Source organism: Beduinella massiliensis (genome assembly GCF_900199405.1).
Classification (GTDB): domain Bacteria; phylum Bacillota; class Clostridia; order Christensenellales; family Aristaeellaceae; genus Beduinella; species Beduinella massiliensis.
The window spans coordinates 850,305-871,049 of record NZ_LT963430.1 but is presented as its reverse complement, the minus strand read 5'-3'; the positions used below and the strand labels follow the sequence as shown (position 1 = coordinate 871,049).

Annotated in this window: 19 protein-coding genes and 1 pseudogene; 9 read left to right on the top strand and 11 right to left on the bottom strand. The window is 64.7% G+C overall.

The annotated features are described in order from the left end of the window. The first annotated feature begins 10 nt into the window (after window positions 1-10). From C1725_RS04545 to C1725_RS04535, 3 genes are read left to right on the top strand one after another with little or no spacing between them, the layout of a single operon-like run. Window positions 11-373, top strand: coding sequence for a hypothetical protein (locus tag C1725_RS04545; protein WP_102410485.1), 363 nt, complete (start codon window positions 11-13; stop codon window positions 371-373). Continuing rightward, complete coding sequence (locus tag C1725_RS04540) at window positions 370-948, top strand: metalloregulator ArsR/SmtB family transcription factor (protein WP_102410484.1); 579 nt, start codon at window positions 370-372, stop codon at window positions 946-948. The genes C1725_RS04545 and C1725_RS04540 overlap by 4 nt, the downstream gene beginning before the upstream one ends. After that, window positions 942-1,397 (top strand): DEAD/DEAH box helicase family protein, encoded by a 456-nt coding sequence (locus tag C1725_RS04535; RefSeq protein WP_102410483.1) that lies wholly within the window; start codon window positions 942-944, stop codon window positions 1,395-1,397. The genes C1725_RS04540 and C1725_RS04535 overlap by 7 nt, the downstream gene beginning before the upstream one ends. A 63-nt stretch (window positions 1,398-1,460) precedes the next feature. Here C1725_RS04535 and C1725_RS04530 read toward each other — a convergent pair whose 3' ends face one another. The 3 genes from C1725_RS04530 to C1725_RS04520 form a co-directional block, all read right to left on the bottom strand. Then, window positions 1,461-1,859 carry a hypothetical protein gene (locus tag C1725_RS04530; RefSeq protein WP_102410482.1) on the bottom strand — a complete coding sequence of 133 codons (399 nt, stop codon included), beginning with the start codon at window positions 1,857-1,859 and terminating at the stop codon, window positions 1,461-1,463. 39 nt (window positions 1,860-1,898) lie between these two features. Then, window positions 1,899-2,330: a cell wall hydrolase gene (locus tag C1725_RS04525; protein ID WP_102410481.1), complete on the bottom strand. Its 432-nt coding sequence runs from the start codon at window positions 2,328-2,330 to the stop codon at window positions 1,899-1,901. A gap of 124 nt (window positions 2,331-2,454) precedes the next feature. Further along, window positions 2,455-3,600 (bottom strand): amidohydrolase, encoded by a 1,146-nt coding sequence (locus C1725_RS04520; RefSeq protein ID WP_346026344.1) that lies wholly within the window; start codon window positions 3,598-3,600, stop codon window positions 2,455-2,457. A gap of 457 nt (window positions 3,601-4,057) precedes the next feature. Here C1725_RS04520 and C1725_RS04515 point away from each other — a divergent pair, with 457 nt between their 5' ends. Continuing rightward, a complete protein-coding gene (locus tag C1725_RS04515; RefSeq protein ID WP_102410480.1) occupies window positions 4,058-5,881 on the top strand; it encodes an ABC transporter transmembrane domain-containing protein in 1,824 nt (607 codons plus the stop codon). Window positions 5,882-5,938: 57 nt separating this feature from the next. Continuing rightward, a complete protein-coding gene (locus C1725_RS04510) occupies window positions 5,939-7,765 on the top strand; it encodes an ABC transporter transmembrane domain-containing protein (RefSeq protein WP_102410479.1) in 1,827 nt (608 codons plus the stop codon). A 151-nt stretch (window positions 7,766-7,916) separates the two neighbouring features. Here C1725_RS04510 and C1725_RS04505 read toward each other — a convergent pair whose 3' ends face one another. Beyond that, a complete protein-coding gene (locus C1725_RS04505; RefSeq protein ID WP_102410478.1) occupies window positions 7,917-8,879 on the bottom strand; it encodes an aldo/keto reductase in 963 nt (320 codons plus the stop codon). Window positions 8,880-9,405: 526 nt separating this feature from the next. On the opposite strand from C1725_RS04505, the gene C1725_RS04500 reads away from it, so the two are divergent. Further along, a complete protein-coding gene (locus C1725_RS04500) occupies window positions 9,406-10,422 on the top strand; it encodes a radical SAM protein (RefSeq protein ID WP_146009152.1) in 1,017 nt (338 codons plus the stop codon). 127 nt (window positions 10,423-10,549) lie between these two features. On the opposite strand, the gene C1725_RS04495 is transcribed toward C1725_RS04500, so the two are convergent. From C1725_RS04495 to C1725_RS04480, 4 genes are all read right to left on the bottom strand, one after another. Further along, the gene (locus tag C1725_RS04495; protein WP_346026343.1) at window positions 10,550-11,209 is read right to left on the bottom strand and encodes a C-GCAxxG-C-C family (seleno)protein; all 660 of its coding nucleotides are present in this window, start codon (window positions 11,207-11,209) and stop codon (window positions 10,550-10,552) included. Between the two features lie 343 nt (window positions 11,210-11,552). Beyond that, window positions 11,553-12,458, bottom strand: coding sequence for a nucleoside hydrolase (locus tag C1725_RS04490; protein WP_102410475.1), 906 nt, complete (start codon window positions 12,456-12,458; stop codon window positions 11,553-11,555). A gap of 44 nt (window positions 12,459-12,502) precedes the next feature. Next, complete coding sequence (locus C1725_RS04485; RefSeq protein WP_102410474.1) at window positions 12,503-13,444, bottom strand: serine hydrolase; 942 nt, start codon at window positions 13,442-13,444, stop codon at window positions 12,503-12,505. A gap of 2 nt (window positions 13,445-13,446) precedes the next feature. Then, the gene (locus C1725_RS04480; RefSeq protein ID WP_102410473.1) at window positions 13,447-16,617 is read right to left on the bottom strand and encodes an ATP-binding protein; all 3,171 of its coding nucleotides are present in this window, start codon (window positions 16,615-16,617) and stop codon (window positions 13,447-13,449) included. A 170-nt stretch (window positions 16,618-16,787) separates the two neighbouring features. On the opposite strand from C1725_RS04480, the gene C1725_RS04475 reads away from it, so the two are divergent. After that, the gene (locus C1725_RS04475; protein ID WP_102410472.1) at window positions 16,788-17,345 is read left to right on the top strand and encodes a sigma-70 family RNA polymerase sigma factor; all 558 of its coding nucleotides are present in this window, start codon (window positions 16,788-16,790) and stop codon (window positions 17,343-17,345) included. Between the two features lies 1 nt (window position 17,346). Further along, a complete protein-coding gene (locus C1725_RS04470; protein WP_102410471.1) occupies window positions 17,347-18,156 on the top strand; it encodes a hypothetical protein in 810 nt (269 codons plus the stop codon). Between the two features lies 1 nt (window position 18,157). On the opposite strand, the gene C1725_RS04465 is transcribed toward C1725_RS04470, so the two are convergent. After that, window positions 18,158-18,907 carry a copper homeostasis protein CutC gene (locus C1725_RS04465; protein WP_102410470.1) on the bottom strand — a complete coding sequence of 250 codons (750 nt, stop codon included), beginning with the start codon at window positions 18,905-18,907 and terminating at the stop codon, window positions 18,158-18,160. Between the two features lie 209 nt (window positions 18,908-19,116). Then, window positions 19,117-19,464, bottom strand: a complete 348-nt coding sequence (locus C1725_RS04460) for a Spx/MgsR family RNA polymerase-binding regulatory protein (RefSeq protein ID WP_102410469.1) — start codon at window positions 19,462-19,464, stop codon at window positions 19,117-19,119. A gap of 204 nt (window positions 19,465-19,668) precedes the next feature. Between C1725_RS04460 and C1725_RS04455 the strand changes: the two genes are divergently transcribed. Further along, window positions 19,669-20,010 carry a sporulation initiation factor Spo0A C-terminal domain-containing protein gene (locus C1725_RS04455; RefSeq protein WP_346026342.1) on the top strand — a complete coding sequence of 114 codons (342 nt, stop codon included), beginning with the start codon at window positions 19,669-19,671 and terminating at the stop codon, window positions 20,008-20,010. A gap of 399 nt (window positions 20,011-20,409) precedes the next feature. Here the strand turns inward: C1725_RS04455 and trxA are convergent. After that, window positions 20,410-20,739: pseudogene (gene trxA, locus C1725_RS04450) on the bottom strand (thioredoxin); the annotation flags it as partial. Between the last annotated feature and the right edge of the window lie 6 nt (window positions 20,740-20,745).

Sequence of the window (20,745 nt, the reverse complement as noted above, 5' to 3'; positions counted from 1 at the left end):
TGAAAACAGGATGGAAGCACAGCCGGAACGGCTCGCCGCGTGGCTGGACGATCAAATTGCCGCCTGCCAAGCGCGGCAAAAATCGCTGTTGTCGGACGACCGCGGCGACGAGGCGGTCTTTGAAAAGGTCCGGACAAACGTCTACGACATCTGCCGAACCCTCCTTGCGGTCGCGGCGAGGACCTGCGAGGGGGAGGCGGCGGGGCGCTTTTTCCTTCTCAAAACCGGACAAATCAGGGAGAGCTGGGCGGCGGCCCGCTACAAGGCGATGCGGCATGAGGACGCGGAGAAATTGCTGATCGAAAACATCAAGCTCGATACGCTTCGGGAAATCGAGTCGCAATTTTCAAATATTGAGGAGAGGACAAGATGAACGAGGCAGCGGCCCTCCGCCTGTTCAAGTGCCTGTCCGACAAATCGCGGCTGCAGATTTTAAAATCGCTCGCGATCGAGGACATGTACGTGGAACGACTGGCGGAGCGATTGGGCATTTCGGCCCCCACGGTGTCGTTCCATCTGAAAAAGCTCTCCGACGCCGGGGCCGTAACCGCGTATAAGCGCCAGTACTATACGATGTATTCGCTGAACAGGAACGTGTTTGAAACGCGCATCCTGGATATTTTGCAGGAGGAATCCGACGAGATCGGGTTGCAGCAGCAGCGGGACGCCGAATACAGGCAAAAGGTGATCGACGCGTTCTTCGAGTACGGAAAGCTGAAGTCGATCCCCGCCCAGCAGAAAAAGAAGCGCATCGTCTTGGAAGTGCTCGTACAGGCGTTTGAGCAGGACAGGCTCTACTCGGAGCGGGAGGTAAACCTCCTCCTCGCCGACTTTCACGACGACTTCTGCACCCTGCGCCGGGACATGGTAGGAGAACAGCTTTTAAACCGCAGCGCCAAAGGATATTGGCGCGCCAAAACAGACGGATCGGAGAAAGAAAGATGGTAATCGGAATAATCGGCGAAAGCTGCACCGGGAAATCCACCCTTGCGGACCAGCTAAAGCGGGCGCTTCAAGCGCAGGTCTTCACAGGCAAGGACTATCTGCGCCTCGCCAAAGGCGAGGCCCTCGCGCAAAACCTCTTCCGAAAGAAACTGGAGGAGGCCGCGCCGGACGAGCATATCCTCTATGTCGTCTCCGAAGCGGAGCATTTGCAGCTGCTTCCGGAAAACGCAATCCGCATCCTTGTGACCGCGGACCTGGAAACCATCAAGGAGCGCTTCGCCCGCCGCATGGGCGGGAACATGCCCGCCCCCGTCGCCGCGATGCTCGAAGGGAAGCACGGATGCTTTGACGGCGTGGCGCACGACCTTCACCTCGTCTCGGGGCAATTTGATCCGGACGAGGTGTGCGCCCGCGTCGAGCGGATGATCGCTGACGCGCTCGGGGCGCGCTGAGGCGTCCCGTCTGCCGATCGCGAAAAGGCCGTTCCCACGGAACGGCCTTCGCGAAGAGCTGTGTTATCTTCTGCCCCGGGGGCGCGTGGCGAACGTGGGCTGCGCGGGCTGGGCGGACTGGGCGCCGTTCTGCACGGTCTGCGGGCGCATGCCGGGCAGATAGAAGGTGACGAACTTGATCGAAAAGATGTCGCACACCACGTAGGTGCGGGAGGCCTCCTCGAACAGCACCAGAAAACCCGTGCCCACGGTATAGAGCACGCCGCTGCGCAACACCAGGTTCTGGGTGCCGATGAGAAACTCGCACACGACGAAGTTTCCGACGTTATCGGCCAGAATCTGCTGGATCGAGCCCTGCAGACCGGGCGCGTCGAAGTTTTCCTGCGCCGGCACGTTGAAGTCCATGTCGCTGGACAGGTCCGTGCGCGGCGCGTTTCCCGTTGTCGTTCCATTCTGCTGCATAACCATTCCTCCTCGTCATTTCAGGAAGCCCCGGCTTCCTCAGGTCTGGGCATAGGCGTCGGTCGGGCTGTAAAAGCAGTGGTCGCCGATGCGCAGCGTAAACGCGCCCACGCTCGACGGGAAGTTCGGCCGGCACGTGGCGGAGTATGGATTGAAAAACCACAGCGCGAAGCCCAGGCCCGCCAGCCGGTTGCCCGCGATGGCCCAGTTCGCGATGTCGTAGTGAATCTGCTCCGGGCGCATGTTGTAGATGTTCTGCAAATTCTGCCGTCCCCCGAGCGTCGTGCGCGCGCAGTTGAACTGTCCGGTCTGATAGACCGCGTCGCGGATCGTATTCACGAGCCGGCCGTACTCCCCATAGGTGATGTTCACGCGGTTCATGATGACGCCGGCGACGCCCTTCATGCCGTTTTCGCCCTCACCGCCCGCCTCGCACTGAATGGTACGCGCCAATAATTCCAGGTCCGTCATGCCTTTCCCGCCTTTCCCTCTCTTCACGGGGATTGTACGCGGGCGCGCGCCGCCGTAGTACGCCCAAAAAACAAAAGGACGGGCCTGCGCCCGTCCTTAAATTGCCGAAATTGCCGAAAATTCTTTACGCCGTCACGCGCCTGCCGTCGATGAACACGGCCACGACCTTCGTGGCGATCTCAAAGGGCGAGCCGTCCGTCACGACCACGTCCGCGTCCTTGCCCACCGAAAGAGAGCCCAGCCGGTCCGCCACGCCGATGTGGCGCGCGGGGTTGATCGTGATCGCGCGCAGCGCCTCGAACGGGTCCATGCCCGACTGCACCGCAAAGCCCGCGCACAGCGGCAGGTACTTTTGCGGGATGACCGGCGAATCGGTGATGATGGACACCTCGCAGCCCGCCCGGCTCAGGATGCCCGGCGTCTCCCAAGTCTTGTTGCGCAGCTCGAACTTCGTCGCGTGGCCGAGCGAGGGTCCGACCGCCAAGGGCACGTGCTCCGCCGCCAGCTCCTCCGCCACGAGGTGGCCCTCGGTGCAGTGCTCCAGCGTGATCTTGACCCCGAACTCCCGGGCGATGCGAAGCGCGGTGAACAGGTCGTCCGCCTGGTGCGCGTGCGCCTTGAGCGGCATTTCGCCCCGGATGACGGGCAGCAGCGCGTTGAGCTTCATGTCAAAGGGCGGCAGCTTGTCTTCGTCGTCCCCCGCCGCGCGGATTTTGCGGTCGTACTCGCGGGCCTTGAAGAGCATCTCGCGCAGCTTCGCCGCCGTGGACATGCGGCAGGAGTTGCCCTTATCCCGGTAGCAGCGCTTGGGGTTTTCACCGAAGGCGCACTTCATGGCAACCTCCGCCTTGACGAGCATGTTCTCCACGCGAAGGCCCCAGGGCTTGATCGCCGCGAAGGTGCCGCCCAGCACGTTGGCGCTGCCTGGGCCGACGCACATGCAGGTGACGCCCGCCTCGCGCGCTTCCTTCAGGGCGAAGTCCATGGGCTGAATGGCGTCGATGGCGCGAAGCTGCGGCGAGAGGATGTCGCCCATCTCGTTGTAGTCCTGGCCCTCGTAGCCGATGCCGTAGCCGTCCAGGCCGCTGTGGCCGTGCGCCTCCACGAAGCCGGGATACACCTGAAGGCCCGCGGCGTCGAAGACCTCCGCCCCCTCGCAGGAAATGCCGGGCGCGATGCGCTCGATCTTACCCGCCTGAATCAGCACGTCCGCAGCGTAGGGCTCGCGCCGCACCGCGTCGTGCACCATGCCTCCCCGAATCAGCAGCACAGAAGATCACATCCTTTGATTTCACGTTTTCGTCCATTGTAGCACGGCGCGCGCAGCCGCACAAGCGCGTTTTGCCCTCCGCCGCGCCGCGCGCGGACAGTTTCTCAAAAAAAGAAACCAAAAGGGCTTGACAATTTGTTGCCATGCCTGTATCCTAAGTTACGTTGGCTTCAAAAAGCCGCATAAGTTCTTTCAGAAAAGGAGGCGGATGAAATGTTCGGTTTTGCAAAGGTTCGTCTGTTCGCAATCGCAAATCGCACGCTCGAAATTTCCGTGCCTGCACGTGTTTCGTCCGCCATGAAAGCGCCGTAACGCCGTTTACGCGCATCTTTCGGGTTGTTCGGGGCACCTCTGCACGCGCAGAGGCGCCCCTTTTTTGTTCGATATACGCCGGGCGCGCAGGCGCTTTGGCGGGCTTCCGTGCCGGCGGCGCGGAGCTTGAAAGGAGGAGAAGACCATGGAACCTACCAAGTACCCCAAGGCCGCGTTCATCCTGCGCTTTTTGAAGGGGCAAAAGCGCCTGTTCGCGCTCGCGCTCGCCTGCTCGATGCTCTGCATCGTCCTAAACGCGCTGACCCCGCAGATCATCAAGATCGCGGTGGACTGCGTGCTGGGCGACGCACCCCTGCCGCAGGGCCTGGGCTTCCTGTCCGGGCTGCTGAAAAGCGGAACCGGCCGGGCGCTGTTGGCCGCCGCCGTGCTGCTGGGCGCGGTCGCGGCGGTCAGCGGGCTTTCCAACTACGTGAGCCGCATGTCGCTGGCCAAGGGCTCCGAAAACTTCATCAAGGGCATGCGCGACGCGCTCTTTGCCCACATCCAGCGCCTGCCCTTTGAATGGCACGTGCGCCATCAGACGGGCGAGATCATCCAGCGCTGCACCTCCGACGTGGAGGTCGTGCGTTCCTTCGTCGTGAACCAGCTCATCGAGGTGTTCCGAACGGTCTTCCTCGTCGGCTTCTCGCTGTGCCTGATGCTCTCCATGAACGTGAAGCTCTCGCTGATCGCGATCGTGTTCCTGCCCATCATCATGGCGTACTCGATGATCTTCTACACGCGCATCGCGCGCCGCTTCCGCACGGCGGACGAGGCGGAAGGCGAGCTGACGAGCGTGGTGCAGGAAAACCTGACGGGCGTGCGCGTGGTGCGCGCGTTCGGCCGCGAGCGCTACGAGGTGGAGCGCTTCGACGAGAAGAACAACAACTTCTCCTCGCTGTGGATCCGGCTCGGCCGCCTGCTCTCCTATTACTGGTGCATCGGGGACTTCATCACCGGGCTTCAGATCATCACGGTCGTGTGCGTGGGCACGTACCTGGCGGTGCAGGGCGAAATCACGCTGGGCACGTTCCTCGCCTTCGTCAGCTACAACCAGACGCTGGTCTGGCCGGTGCGCGGCCTGGGCCGCATCCTCTCGGAGATGAGCAAGGCGGGCGTCTCCATCGAGCGCGTGCAGTACATCCTCTCCGCCAAAAAGGAGGAGGAGCCGCAGACCGCCGTGAAAGCGCCGCTTTCCGGCGACATTCGCTTTGAAAACGTGAGCTTCCGCTACGCGGACGGGCAGGACGTGCTGCGGGACGTGTCCTTCACCGTGCCCGCGGGCACGACGCTGGGCATCCTGGGCGGCACGGGCAGCGGCAAGTCCACGCTGATGCACCTGGTCGACCGCCTGTACGACCTGCCCGAGGGCTGCGGGCGCATTACCATCGGCGGCGTAGACGTGAAGGACATCCGCCGCGACCACCTGCGCAAGAACGTCGGCCTGGTCCTGCAGGAGCCCTTCCTCTTCTCGCGCACGGTGGCGGAAAACGTCAAGTCCGCCGCGCCCGGCGCCGGGGACGAGGCCATGCACGAGGCCGCGCGCATCGCCTGCGTGGACGAGGCCATCGAGGGCTTCCCCGACGGCTACAAAACCGTGGTGGGCGAGCGCGGCGTGACGCTCTCCGGCGGGCAGAAGCAGCGCGTGGCCATCGCCCGCATGCTGATGCAGCGCGCCCCCATCATGATCTTCGACGACTCGCTCTCCGCCGTGGACGCGGAGACGGACCAGCGCATCCGCCGGCGCCTGCGCGAGCGCCTGTCCGACGCCACGGTGGTGCTGATCTCGCACCGCATCACCACGCTGATGCAGGCGGACCGCATCGTCGTGCTCGACGGCGGCCGCGTATCGCAGATGGGCACGCACGAGGAGCTGATCGCGCAGGACGGCATCTACCGGCGCATCTACGACATTCAGATGAGCGCGGACGACCGCGTGCTGCTCGAAGGGGCCGAGAACCCCGCCTAAAGGGCAGGCCCCCCTAAGGCAAAACGGGGCGCGCCCCCGAAAGGAGTGAAAAGGCCAATGGCTTTTGAAGAAACCGAATATACCGGCAAATCGTTCGAGCCGAAGATCTGGAAGCGGCTGTTTCCCTTCCTCAAGCGCTACCGCGCGCTGCTCGTGATGATCCTCGTGCTGAACCTCTACTGCGCGCTGGTGGACATCGTGAACCCCCTGCTCCAGCGCTACGCCATCGACACCTTCATCGCGGCGGGCACGACGAAGGGCCTCGCGCTGTACGCGGTCTGCTGCGTGCTCATCATCCTCTCGCAGACGCTGGCGGTGCTCGGCTTCACGCGCGGCTCGATGACGGTGGAAATGCGCCTGGGCCGCGACATGAAGCGCGAATGCTTCACGCACCTGCAGACGCTCTCCCTTTCCTATTACAACGTGACGCCCGTGGGCTACATCCTCTCGCGCGTGATGAACGACACCAACCGCATCGCGGGGCTGGTCGCCTGGAACTTCTTCGACATCGTCTGGGCGCTTTCGTACGTGCTGGGCGTCATGGCCGCCATGGCGCTGCTCAACGTGAAGCTCGCGCTGGTCGTGATGCTGATCGTGCCCGGCATCGCGGTGCTGACCGGCTTTTTCCAAAGCCGCATCCTCAAGTGGAACCGCAAGGTGCGCAAGGTGCACTCGCGCATCACCAGCGCCTACAACGAGGGCATCATGGGCGCGAAGACGAGCAAGACGCTCGTCATCGAGGACCAGAACATCGAGGAATTCAAGGAAGTGACGCAGGAGATGCGCGTGAGCGCGGTGCATGCCTCGCGCCTGTCCGCGATCTACATCCCGCTGGTGCTGTTCCTCTCCACCATGGCGACCGCCATCGTGCTGGTGCGCGGCGGACGCCTGACGATGGAAAACGGCATGATGCTGGGCACGCTCTCCGCCTTCCTCTCCTACGCCGTGGGCATCTTCGAGCCCATTCAGCAGCTCGCGCGCACGCTGTCCGACTTCATCAGCGTACAGGCGAACATCGAGCGCGTGACCGGGCTGCTCGACCAGCGTCCGCTGGTCGTGGATAAGCCGGAGGTCGTGCAAAAGTACGGCGACTGCTTTACCCCCAAGCCCGAGAACTGGGAGCCCATCCGCGGCGACATCGAATTTGAGGACGTGTCCTTCCGCTACCCGGACGGCAAGGAGGACGTGCTCTCCCACTTCAACCTCAAGATCCCGGCGGGCACCACCGTCGCCATCGTCGGGGAGACGGGCGCGGGCAAGTCCACGCTGGTCAACCTCGCCTGCCGCTTCTTCGAGCCGACCGGCGGGCGCATCCTGATCGACGGGCGCGACTACCGCGAGCGCTCGCAGCTCTGGCTGCACTCCTCCATCGGCTACGTGCTGCAAAACCCGCACCTGTTCACCGGCACGGTCATGGAGAACATCCGCTACGGGCGGCTCGACGCCACCGACGAGGAGGTCATCGCCGCCGCCAAGGCCGTGTCGGCAGACACGGTGGTCGAAAAGCTCGACAAGGGCTACCTCTCCGACGTCGGCGAGGGCGGCGACCGCCTCTCCACCGGCGAAAAGCAGCTCGTCTCCTTCGCGCGCGCCGTGCTGTGCGACCCGCGCATCTTCGTGCTGGACGAGGCGACCAGCTCCATCGACACGCAGACCGAGCAGCTCATCCAGAGCGCCATCGAGCACCTGCTGGGCGGGCGCACCTCGTTCCTGATCGCGCACAGGCTTTCCACCATCCGCCACGCGGACATCATCCTCGTCGTGCAGGACGGGCACATCGTGGAGCAGGGCAAGCACGAGGAGCTCTTAAAGAAGCGCGGCTACTACCACGACCTGTACGTCAAGCAGTTCGAGCAGGAGGCGCAAAGCCGGGTGATCGGATAAGAAGCGCGCGGGGCGAAGCCGCCGGGCGCACACGCAAAACGGGGCCGCTGCGGAAATCCGCAGCGGCCCCGTTCATAACATCAACAAAGCAACGGATTGTCAGATGGGTTGCGTGAAAGGGCCCCCCATCATACGGGCTCTCTGCGCCCCCTCAGATCGCGCCGACGATCCTGTGCGGCACGTAGGGCTCCTCCAGGTAGGCGACATCCTCCGCCGTGAGGGGAACGGAGAACGCGCCCGCCGCGTCGTCCAGGTACGCGGCCTTCGTCGCGCCGACGATGGGCGCGGTCACGCCCTTTTGGAACTGCCAGGCGAGCGCCACCTGCGTCATCGTGACGCCGTACTTTTCCGCGACCTCGCTCACGCGCAGCACGATCTGGTAGTCCGTCTCCTGCGTGCCGTCGTACTTGGAGATCGCGGTCTTGTCGGTCTGGCTGCGCAGGGTGTCAGTCTTCCACGCGAGGCGGGAAAGCCTGCCCGCCGCCAGCGGGCTGTAGGGCGTGCGCGCGACGTCCATCTGCTCGCAGATCGGGATGAGCTCGCGCTCGTCCTCGCGGTAGAGCAGGTTGTAGTGGTTTTGCATCGACGTGAACGGCGTAAACCCGCCCCGCTCCGCCGCGAGCTGCAGGTTGTAAAACTGATACCCGTACATCGCGGAAGCCCCCAGCGCGCGCACCTTGCCCGCCTTCACGAGGCCGTGCAGCGCCTCCATCGTCTCCTCCACCGGCGTGCCGTAATCGAAGCGGTGGATGATGTAAAGGTCCAGGTAGTCCGTGCCCAGCCGCCTGAGCGTGCCGTCGATCTCGCGGCGGATCGCCTCCGCGCTCAGGCGCCCTTCGTTAAAGTACACCTTGGAGGCCAGCACCACCTTGTCCCGCGCGACGTTTGCGCGGATGGCCTGGCCCAGGTACTCCTCGCTCGTGCCCGCCGAGTAGGTGTTCGCCGTGTCGAAGAAATTGATGCCCAGGTCGAGCGCGTGGCGGATGATCGCCCCGCTCTCCTGCGGATTCAGCGTCCAGGCGTGCATCTTGCTCGCCGGGTCGCCAAAGCTCATGCAGCCGACGCACAGCCGCGAAACCTCGATGCCCGAATGCCCCAATTTTGCGTATTCCATAAAGGTCCTCCTTCTGCGGCCGACGCCGCCTCTGTTCTGCTTTACAGGATACACCCTGGAGCTTACTCCAGCGCAAGGGAAAAAACGCGGCTTTTTCGTAAAACGTAATATGAAATTCTCGTTTCACCGACAAAATCCGCGATTAAAAACGATATAACCGTCTTAAAGGGGCGGGACGCCGCACCCCGAAGGCGGCCTGCCGGAGCCTCCTGCCTTCGACTCCCCGTCCGCACGCTTTGAATGAAGTGGAAAATAGGGCGGAGATAGTGTACAATCTACTCAGGAAAAATCGCATGGAACCTAAAATAAATGTCCTGCACAGGAGGACAGATTTCCGCAGAATTGCCCATTTGCGCCGTGGAAGACGACCGCGCTGTCTTTGTGGCCGGCGAAAGCATCGCGTATACGGAGCAAATTCACTGGATCGACAAAGGGAAAATCCGGCCGCTTTCGCAGGGAAGCCCGACGAAGAAATTCTTTGCGGAAACGCAGGCAGGGTTTTACAGGATGGGGAGGAATGCTTGCGATGAAAAAGCTGAATTTGTGCGTCGATCTGTACGGCTGCCCCAACAGATGCAAACATTGCTGGCTGGGACAGCCGAAACATGTGAAAATGGAGGACCATGCCGATACAGATATCGTGGATTTCTTTAAACCGTATTTTGATCGGATAGCGTTTTACAGCTGGTTCAGAGAACCCGACATGACCGATCGTTATGAAGAAAGGTGGGAAATGGATCAAAAAATATCGGTCAACGCCAAGCCCCAACGGTTTGAGCTCGCCAGTTTTTACAGGCTTTGCAGAGACAGCGCATATGCCGGATTTCTCAGCAGGATCGGCGTAAAAAAAGTTCAGCTGACATTCTTCGGCATGGAAGAAATGACCGACAGATACGTTGGGAGAACGGGCGCTTTTAAGGAGCTGCTGTCCGCTACGGATATTCTGATAAATCACGGAATCGCGCCCAGGTATCAAGCGTTCCTTAACAGGGAGAACAAGGACGACATTGTCAGGCTGTTGGATTTTATCGAAGAGACAGATTTGAAAAAGAGATGCGAAACCACGGGGGTGCCGTTCGAGTTCTTTGTTCATGAAGGGTCCTGTGAGGGCGAAAACAGGAAACTATATGATATACGCATCGCAAAAGAAGAGATTCCGCGGGCGCTGATCGAATATCACATCGGATATGACCGCCTTCGCGCGGAAAAAGAGTTCTGCGAGCTGCTAAAGGACGACGCCTCCCCGTATGTCTATCATAACGAGGATGAAATTACGCTGTACATTACATCCGATTACAATGTGTATTATCATTTTACGAACCTGTCTGAAAATTGGAAAATCGGAAATATGAAGAGCGATTCCGCGGAAAGCCTTGCCGCGAAAATCATCCTTGAGGATACCTTCGCGCTAAATGAGGCGAGAAAAATTTCAATCGGCGAGCTCGCTGAACGATACGGGGATTTTCGGTCGGATAAAGCGTTCGCCTTGAACGATTACAAAAGTTATCTGCTGAACAGCCATATAGAATCGCTGGTTCGGTAAACCGAATCCACAAAGGTAAGCATTTACGGGCATTTTCTATTGACGCCTGGGCCTGCGAATCCCGTCCATGAAATCAAAAAATTCCCCGTCCCGCAGGAAGTGCGGAGACGGGGATTTGGGGCTTTGCTTACAGGCCGAAGTGGGCGTTGAGCAGTTCGACCGCCTTCTGGGCCGCCTCGCCGGTGACCGCCGCGCAGCGGGCCAGGCGCTTGGGATCGCTCATTTCCTTGATGCCGTTCTCCGACATGAACTTCGTGACGGAGTCTGCGCAGTTGACGGACTTGGCGACCGTCTTGGTGGGGGCGTTGCCGTCCGGATCGTAGGCCGGGAACTCATGGTCGCGGTACCAGGCGAACAGTTCCGCCGTCACGGCCTTCGCATCGGCGGGCTCGCACACCAGCGCGATCGCGCCCGCGCAGCCGCCCAGGGAGCCGCAAAGCGAGGCCGCGCCGTAGCCCGCCGCGCCGTTCGCGTACATCCGCACCGGGATCTGGTTGAAGGGATAGCCGACGTCGTCCGCCAGCTGGCCCACGATCGCGTCGAACGCGCCCGCGGCGCAGCCGCCCAGCTCGTAGAAGGACTTGTAGCCGCGCTCCAGCGCCTTCTGCGGATCCAGCTTCTGATACGTAAACGGATGCTCCGGCGCGGTCACCGCGTCGTCCGCCAGCGCCTTGTCGTACGCGCCGAGCAGGGGGCTCGCGACGCCCATCGCCGCCGCGCCCGCAAAGACCTTGCCAGCCGTGCGCATAAAGTCGCGGCGGCTCTGAAGCTTTTCATTGTTCTGCATGTGAATCTTCCTCCTCCGATTCAGGCGGCGGTGCGCCGCCTTGTTTGAGTGTGTTAACATTATAACACTTTCCCCCTGGAAGGGCAAGGGCAATTTCGGCATATGCCACAAAAGCGGGCGGCATCCGCTACGCCGCCGCCTACACCCTCAAGAGGCGCGGCAGGGGGACGCGCGGCATCGACGGCTTCTTCGGCTTCGTCGTGCCGCCCCCGGAGGGCTTCTGGGGGCAGGAGGGCGCGGACGGGGCAACCGAGCCGCGATAGCCCCCCGGACAGCAAAGCGCGGCGTCCGCACCGGCTTCATCCGGGGGCGGACGCCGCGCCTTAACATCCTCCGCGACCGATCAGCGGCCCGCCGCAAGGCGGCGGAACAGGTCCTCAAACACGCGGTCGCGGTCGATCTGATAGACGTACTCCATCAGGGGACGGTCGGGGCTGAAGCTGTAGTGGTGGTCGTACTGGGCGATGGGCCGGCGCTCCGCGCGCGAGCGGACGGCCTCCTCCTCCGCGTCCAGCAGCCAGGCGACGACCGAGATATCCCAGATCACGCGGCTCCAGGGCTTTCCCTTCGCGTAGCCTTCGGCCTCCTCCACCGTATGGGCCACCAGGTAGTCGCACAGCGCGCTTTTGCCGCCGAGCCAGGCGCGAAGCTCCGGCTCCGTGGTGCGCAGCGCGTCGACCACGCCGCCGCAGGGAAGCTGCACGAGCTGCGCGCCGCTGTTAAAGACCACGCGCACGGCCGCCACGTCCTGCTGGCAGTTGAACTCGCGGTTGTGCGGGTAGTGGAAGGCGTGGCCGCCCAGCCAGACGACGACCGTGCTGCGCGCGATTTCCGGCGCGGCGAGGAAGGCGGAGGCGACGTTCGTGATCGCGCCGATCGCCAACACGTAGAGCGGGTTTTCCGGCGTATACGCCCGTGCGCGCCCGATCAGGTCGCGGACGGCGTCCGACATCACGGGCGTGCGCTCGTCCGGCAGGTAGCGCTCCGCGCCCCGATACGTCACGGCGCACAGCTCCTCGCGCCCGGCGAGGCGAAGGAGGTTGTGAATCTCCCGATAGCTCTTCTCCATGCCGTCCGCGGGCGACGTGGACTTTTCGTTGAGGAACGGCGCCGCGTACAGCGCGCGCAGGTTCACCCGGTCCCCCGCGCAAAGCAGGTAGGAAACGGCGAACTGGTCGTCGATCTCGTTGTAGGCGTCGGTGTCGATCACCGCGTCCACGATTCCCCGCGGACGGTCTACGTTGTGCATGTTGCTCCTCCTCTTTCATTGCGATTCAGGCCCTGCCCCGACGCCTACAGACGCGAGAGCACCTCCTCGTGCAGCGCGCGGCGCACCTTTGAAAAGTCGCCCGTCTCCGGGCACTGCACCGCCACGACCAGGCCCGCGCGCGGCAGCACGGTGGTGATCTGGCCGAACGCGCCGTCCGCGCGGTAGGCGTCCGGATAGGGCGAGCGCCAGAACTGATAGCCGTAGCCGTAGCGCCACAGGTTTTCCACGCGGCGCTCCTCGCTGCCGTCCTCCGGCGCCGGCGGGGTGTCGATGTGCCTTGCCGTCGCCTCGCGCAGCCAGGCGCTGTCGATCAGGCGCGCCCCCTGCCAGCGCCCCTGCGCGAGGCAGAGCTGGCCCAGCTTCATCATGTCCGTCAGCCGCATGAACAGGCCGCTGCCGCCGTTGGGATGGCCCCTGGGGCAGCACTCCCAGACGGGAAGCCCCTGCCCCAACGGGCGAAACAGCCGCTCGTACAGGTATTCGAGCAGGTTCACCCCGGTGCGCCGCTCGACCATGCGGCCCGCGAGCACGCTGTCCGCCGTGGAGTAGGAAAACGCCTCGCCCGGCTGCGCCGTCATCGGGCGCGTGAGCATGTAGCGCAGGTAGTCCGGCGCGCCCTCGCCCTGCCGCCGCCCCGCGATCATGAGATAGGGCCGGCCAAAGCCGCTGGACATGGTGAGCAGGTCGCGCAGGGTGACGCGAAGGAGCGCGGGCGGCGCGCCGTCCGGCACGGCCTCCGGGAAGCAATCGCACAGGCGGTCCGCAAGCGAGAGCTTGCCCTCCGACACGGCGAACCCCACGGCCAGGGCCATGTAGGATTTGGTGTGCGAGTAGATGCAGCGCGCCTGGTCGGGCGCGAAGCGGCGCTCCAGCAGCACGCTTCGCTCGTCGCCCACCGCGATGCCCTCCACCTGCAGGCCCTCGGCCTGAACGCGGCGGGCAAAAGCCTCCAGCAGCCTTTCCATCGTCAGTTTTCCTCCTTGCCGTCCTGCGCCCATGCGCGCGCGAGCGCCTCGTACAGCCTGCGCATGTCGATGGGCTTGGTCAGGTAATCGGTCATCCCCGCCTCGCGGGCGCGCGCCTTCTCCTCGGAAAAGGCGTTGGCCGTCAGCGCGAGAATCGGCACCGCGGCGGCGTCCGGCCGGGGCAGCGCGCGGATGCCGCGCGTCGCCTCCAGCCCGTCCATGACGGGCATGCGGATGTCCATCAGCACGGCGCTGTAGGCGCGGGGGGCGCTTTGCGCAAAGCGCTCCAGCGCCTCGCGGCCGTTGACCGCCTCGTCCACCACGAGGCCGCGCTCGCTGAGAAGCGTGCTGGCAATCTCCATGTTGAGCGCGTTGTCCTCCACGAGCAGCACGCGCTCGCCGTGAAAGCGCGCCTCCTCTTCGGCCCCTGCGGCCGGCTCGGACGCGACGCGCGAATGCGCGCGGTAAAGCGGCAGGCGCACGGTAAAGCGCGTGCCCCGGCCGGGCGCGCTCCTCACCTCAATGGCGCCGTTGAGCAGGTTCACCAGGCTATGTGTGATCGAGAGGCCCAGGCCCGTTCCCTCGAAGACGCGCCCGCCGCCCGCGTTCTCCTGCTCGAACGGCTCGTACATGCGCTTGAGGAACGCCTCGCTCATGCCGATGCCGTCGTCCTCCACCCAGACGGTCAGCATCGCGTCGCCGCTGGCCTCCTCCTGCACGTCCGCCCGGAGCGCCACGTGCCCGCCCTCGGGCGTGTACTTGACCGCGTTGGAAAGCAGGTTCATCAGGATCTGGCGCAGGCGCAGGGGATCGCCCACGTACATCGTCTCAAGGGCCCCCGGTATCTGTACCCGGAAGCGCTGACGCTTCTTTTCGGCCTGCCCGCGGATGATCTCCCCCACGCCGCCGAGCAGCTCGCCCAAATCGAAGGGCTCCTGCGACAGGCTGAGCTTGCCGCTCTCGATCTTGGACATGTCCAGGATGTCGCTGATGAGCGAGAGCAGGTAGCCCGCCGACAGGTCGATCTTCTTCAGGCAGTCGCGCACGCGCGGCGGGTCCTCCGCGTTTTGCAGGGCGATGGCGGTCATGCCCAGAATGGCGTTCATGGGCGTGCGGATGTCGTGGCTCATGCGCGAGAGGAAGTCCGTCTTCGCGCCGGAGGCCTGCTCCGCCAGGCGCAGCGCGTCCAGCAGCTCCTTACGCTTTCGCTCCTCCTCGCGGCGCGTGTCGTCCAGGTCCTTGAAGTAAAACATCACCTGCCGCTGATCGGGGCCGCAGGCCTGCGCCTGCATCGCGAACCAGCGGTATTCGCCGCCGTGCTCGCGGCGCGGGGCCTCGAAGTAGACCTCCGGCTGGCCCGCGGCAAACGTCGCCCTGAGGCGGTTGACGTCGAAGCGCCGCAGGAATTCCTCGCGGTAGTCCGGATGCAGGGCGCTTTGCGCGTCCTCGTGGATGTACGCGGAGAGCGACCGCTCGCCGCGTTTGCGGCAGACGCGCCCCTCCTCGAACGTCCAGACGTACACCTCGTCGCGCAGCAGGTCGCCTTCGAGCACGACGCTGTACAGCCTGCGCACCGCGTGCGCAAAGCGCTCGTTGGCCAGCCGCTGCTCCTCGCGCGAGAGGCGCAGCTCGTGGATGTCGCGGTAGGTGCACAGCACCTGCATCGCGCCGTCCGCGTCCTCCGGCATGGCGACCACGCACAGCTCCGTCCAGCGCCAGTCCCCATCCGCCGAAAGGTGGCGCAGCTCCGCGCTGATGCGCGTGCGCCCGGCCCCGACCGCCGCGCGCAGCGCGGGCAGGCTGAACTGCGCGCGGAACATCGCGCGGTCGTCCGGGTGAATCTGCGTGCGCTCGTACTGCTCGTTCAGCTCCGTGTACGCGCCGCCCGAGGGCAGCGAGGCCCAGGTGTCCGAGCGCTTGCGCAGGGTGAACTGCCCTGTCTTCAGGTTGAGCAGGATCAGCTCCTCAAACAGCGCGCTCGCGCCCGCGAGAAACTCCGCCCCCCTGTGCTCGACCGCCTTGCGCTCGTCGATCGTCTGCACCAGGCACATGCCCATCACGTCGCCCGCCGCGCTGTCCTCCATGCGCAGCAGGGTGACGTTCAGCCAGTGCCAGCGTCCGTCCCGCCCCCTGCAGCGCGCCTCCGTCGTGATCGCGCGCTCGCCGGAAAGAAAGCGGCGAAGCACCTCCTCGCTGTTCAGCGTCTCTTCCCAGGCCGCGCGGTCCGCCTCGTGCACCAGGCCGTATTGCGACGTGAGGCTTTCGTTGATGAGCGACTTGAGGTCGTACGCCCCGCTCTGGCGCAGCATTTCGATGCGGCGCTGCGTGAGGTTGAAATAGACGATGCCGTCGTACACGCGCTGCATCGCCAGCTCCAGGCTGCGATCCGCCATCTCCCCGCGCAGGCGCGCTTCCTGAATCTCGCTGATGTCGCGCAGGGTGGCGACCAGCGTGCGCGCGTCCCCCGGCATGCGCGAAAAGGAGAGCGCCGTCCAGCGGTAGTCCCCGTCCGGCCCGCGCAGGCGAAAGCGCAGCGCGTATTCCGCGTCGCCCCGGTCGAGCGACGCGAGGATTTTTTCGCGGGTAAAGCCGGAGAACGCGTAGTCCACGTCGTTCGGGTGCAGTTCGGGCAGGCCCTCCGGCCCGACGTCCTGCATGGTTCCGTCCTGCGGCATGCCCGGCAGCATGCCCAGCCCGCGGCGCAGGATGAAGTGGTACTGGCCCGTGGCCGCGTCCACCGTCGCCAGGGAGAGGTAGTCCTTGCGGATGAGAAAGCTGGTGAGCCGCTCCCAAAAGGCGCGTTCCTCGCGGCTCTTTTGGAACCTTTCCTCGATCTGGCGCTCGCCGGGCAGCGCCGCGTGCGGCGTCACGCAGACGAGGAAGGCGGGCACGCCGCCCTCCCACTCCATGCGGGTGGCGGAAAGATCGACCACCGCGCCGAAGGGGTCGTCATAATTGACGGTGACGTTGTACTCCTTGCCCTCGATGCCCAGGAGCGGGCAGTTGTCGCAGGTGCCGCGCCAGACGTCGTGACAGGCGTCCCCCAGCCGCACGCCGGGCGTCACCTCGCGCACGCGGTCGTTGAAGTAGAGCAGCGCGTGATCGTCCTGGCGTATCACGTATACCGCCGTGCCGGCCAGATGGTTGAGCATGGCCCTGACGTCGACGCCCATGCGGCCGCCTCCCTTCTTTCGTGTCCCCGGTACCGATAATCCACACACAGTGTAGACCTCAGAGCGGCGCCTGTCAATCGCTCGGGCTCTTCCTTTTGAAAGGAAAAAGCCGCCGGAAGGCGAATTTTCAAAAAAGACCCAACCTTTTCCCGCCGGAGGACGTCTAACGGATGAAAAAAGCGGAGAGCCGCGACGCCCTGTGCGGACGGCGCGGCCCGGGAAAGCGGTATGATTGCATGGACAAGGAAGAATTCACGCGCAGGCTGCTTCAAAGCGAGCAGATGCTCTATCGCATCGCGCGCACGCTGCTTTCGAGCGACGCGGACTGCGCCGACGCGGTGCAGGAGGCGGTTGCGAACGCATGGCAGCACCGGGATACGCTGCGCGAGGAGGCCTACTTTCAGACCTGGCTGACGCGCATCCTGATCAACGCGTGCCGCACGCAGCAGCGGCGCATGCGGCGGCTCGTGCCGGTCGCGCAGCTCCCGGAGCGCTACGAGGCCCCGCCGCCGGACCCCGGCGTGCGCGAGGCGCTCTTCGCGCTGCCGCCCGCGCTTCGCCTGCCCACGGTGCTGCATTATATCGAGGGGTTTTCCCTGGAGGAAATCGCCCGCAGCACGCGCACGCCGGTAGGCACGGTGAAGTACCGTCTGTATCAGGCAAGGCGGCGGCTGCGGCTGGAAATCCAGCCGGACGCCGCGATGCCCATCGGAGAAAGGAGCCGTTAAGATGAAACCCGAAGAATTGAAGGATGCATTCTCCCCCGCGCCCCATGCCTTTCACGAAGCGCTGACCCAATCGGCCGCCCGGCTTGGGGCGCCCCGCGCGCGGCACGCCCGCCGCCTCCGCCGCGCCGCGCTGCTCGCGGCGGCGCTGGCGCTCGTCTGCTTTTCAGCGGCGGCCGCGGCCATTGGCTTTGACGACTTCATCGCGCGCGGCTGGTCGCTGTTTGGCGGGCCCGAGGTTCGCCCTTCGGACGTGGAGGCCCACGCGCTCACGATTGAAAACCAGTCCTGCTCGCTTCAGACCGTGAAGGCCGAGATCACGCAGGCCATGTGGCTGGGCGGTCAGCTCCACTTCACGGTGCAGGTGCGGGCCGCGGACCCGGCGCGCGACGCGCTGCTCTACGCGATGGAGGTCGGAACCGACGGCGAGCGCGCGGACTGGGTCTTCCCCGACGGCCAGGAGGCGGGCGCGATGCCCATCGACGAGTGGACGCCGCAGGGCAAGCGCGCGCTGCTGTGTGCGGACGGCTACCGCATCTCCGCCCTCGCGCCGGGCGACGACCAGACGCCGCTGTACACCTGGGAGACGGCCTGGATTCGCCAGGGCGACGAGTTCGTGCTCCGGGTGAGCACCGCCGTGATGGGCGAGGAATCCTACGACTGGCAGGCGCTCACCCACGAGGACGGGCTGCTGCACCTGCAGTTCGGCCTCTACGCGGAATATTGGCAGGGCGAAATGGAGGAGGGCACACTCGACTTTTCCGTGCGCCCGCCGACGGCCGGGGAGATGGAGGCCTACGCCGAAGACCTGTAACCTACGCCCTCGCCCAGCGGTCGAGCACGTCGCGCGCCGCGCGCACGGCCTCGCGGTCGGTCCGAAACACGTCCTCCCCCAGGCCCGGCAGCCCCATGGGCACGCCGGGCCTTTGAAACGCCATGCCGCTTTCAACCCGCCGCTTGGCCGACAGGTGAAAGCAGGTGATGGCGGTCGATTCGAGCAATTCCCCGACGACCGCCGCGTCGACGCCCGCGCCCGCCATCACCGAAATGCCCCGCGCCCACTGCGAGAGCATCGCAAGCATTTCCGCGCCCGCCCGGGCGCTCGCCGCGCAGCCGGACGTCAGGATCGCCTCGACGCCCAGCTCCTGCGCCGCGCACAGCGCGGGCAGCGGGTCCGCGCACAGGTCGAACGCGCGGGAGAGCGTCACGGGCAGGCCGTCCGCCGCGCGCATCAGCGCCTCCATGCGCGGGACGTCCAGCGCGCCCTGCGGCGTGAGGCAGCCGAGGACGAGCCCGTCCGCCCCCGCCGCACGATACGCACGCGCCTCTTCGACCAGCACGCCAAACTCCGCCTGGGTGTACAGGAAGTCGCCCGCGCGCGGGCGCAGCAGCACCCGCACCGGCAGGTCCACCGCCCGGCGCACCGCGTCGAAAAGCGCGCGGGTGGGCGTGAGGCCGCCCACGGGCAGGCACGCGCACAGCTCCAGCCGCGTCGCGCCGCCCAGCTCCGCCTCCACGGCGGATTCCACGCTGTCCACGCAGCATTCGAGCACAAAAGATTTCATCACGGGCTGTACCCTCCTCCGCGGGCTGGGCCCGCCTCCGCCTCCGAACGTACGCTTCCTCCACATGCTTTTGCGCACGCGGCCGCGGCCTGTCTCTTATTCCGGCTTTGACGGGCTGGGTCCGCCTCCGAACAGCCGCTTCCGCGTCATGCCTTTGCGCACGCGACCGCGGCCTGTCTCTTATTCCGGCTTTGACGGGCTGCACCCGCTTACAGGCGCTGCGCCCACTCCGCCTCGCGGAAGCCCACCAGCACGAAGTCGTCCGCGACGAGCAGCGGACGCTTTACCAGCATGCCGCTCGAGGCGAGCAGCGAAAGCTGCTCTTCCTCCGGCATGTCCGACAGGCGCTCCTTCAGATTCAGCGCCCGATACTCCAGCCCGCTCGTGTTAAAAAAGCGTCTGAGCGGAAGGCCGCTGCGCTGCTGCCAGGCGGAGAGCTCCTCCGCCGTGGGCCTCTCCTCCTTGATGTCGCGGACGGTAAACGAAGCGCCGCGCGCTTCCAGGAAGCGGCGCGCCTTTTGGCAGGTGGTGCACTTGGGATAGCAGACAAACAGCATGGCGATTCCTCCGGTCTTGGTTTTGTTTTCTTATTATATCCCGCCGTCTGGGCCTCTGTAAAGCGTTTACAGCCGTCTCCGGCGCGTTCATAGGTCTGTTCTGTCTTTTTTCGTATTTTTTATGCCTAATTATGACGAATTTGGTCTATTTTTGCGAGAATTATGTATCCTGTAAGCACCGATACAAAGGATGGTGCTTTACAGATGAAAAATACCCTACCGATCGTCATGACGTTGGGCGGGCATATCTCCCGCTGCGGGTACGCATATCTCGCCACGGCCGTCTCGCTCACCCTCGAGCGGGGACAGTATCCATCCCGGGCGTTGATGCGGCACCTTTATCCGGATGTGGCGGCCCTTCACAGCACGACCACCGCGCAGGCGGCGCGCAACATCGCGCGCGTGGTCGAGGACATCTGGATGCACGGCGACCGGCAGCGCCTATGCGAAATCGCGGGATATACGGTGGTCGAAAAGCCGACGCCGGGCGAGCTGATCCTGATGCTTGCCAATTACATTTCCGGCGGGGACATGGCCGCGATGTAGCGGGCAGTACCCGCCCCCCTTTCCGAACCGCTCCTTCCGCGCCGCGCGTGGCCGCGGCGATCCCTTCCCGATACGCGGCTCGTGCGGGCAGTGCCCGCCCCCTTTCCGAACCGCTCCTTCCGCGCCGCGCGCAGGTGCGCGTGGCTGCGGCGATCCCTTCCCGATACGCGGCTCGTGCGGGCAGTGCCCGCTCCCCTTTCCGAACCCCTTCTTCCGCACCGCGCGCGGGTGCGCGTGGCCGCATCCCTTTCCGATACGCGGCTCGTGCGGGCAGTGCCCGCCCCCTTTCCGAACCGCTCCTTCCGCGCCGCGCGCAGCCCATGTTTTCATAAGAACCCGACGACAAAGGCGCCCGCCCCGCGAAACGGTTTTCGCGCGGCGGACGCCTTTTGATTCGGTTCAGTTGAGGCCCAGCCAGCCGAGGATCGCCTGCTTCGGCCGCGCGCCCACGGCGGTGGATACGGCCTTGCCGTCCTTCAGGACGACCAGCGTGGGAATGCTCATCACGCCAAAGCGCGCCGCGAGCTCCGGCTGCTCGTCGATGTTGACCTTGCCGACCTTGAGACCCGGGTGGTTCTCCGCCGCGATCTCCTCCACGATGGGCGAAAGCATGCGGCACGGGCCGCACCAGGGCGCCCAGAAGTCCACCAGCACCGTCTCCTTCGCCTGAACGGCCTCCCGCTCGAAGTTCTGCAAATTGAGTCCCATCGCTTTCATATTCCATGCATCCTTTCT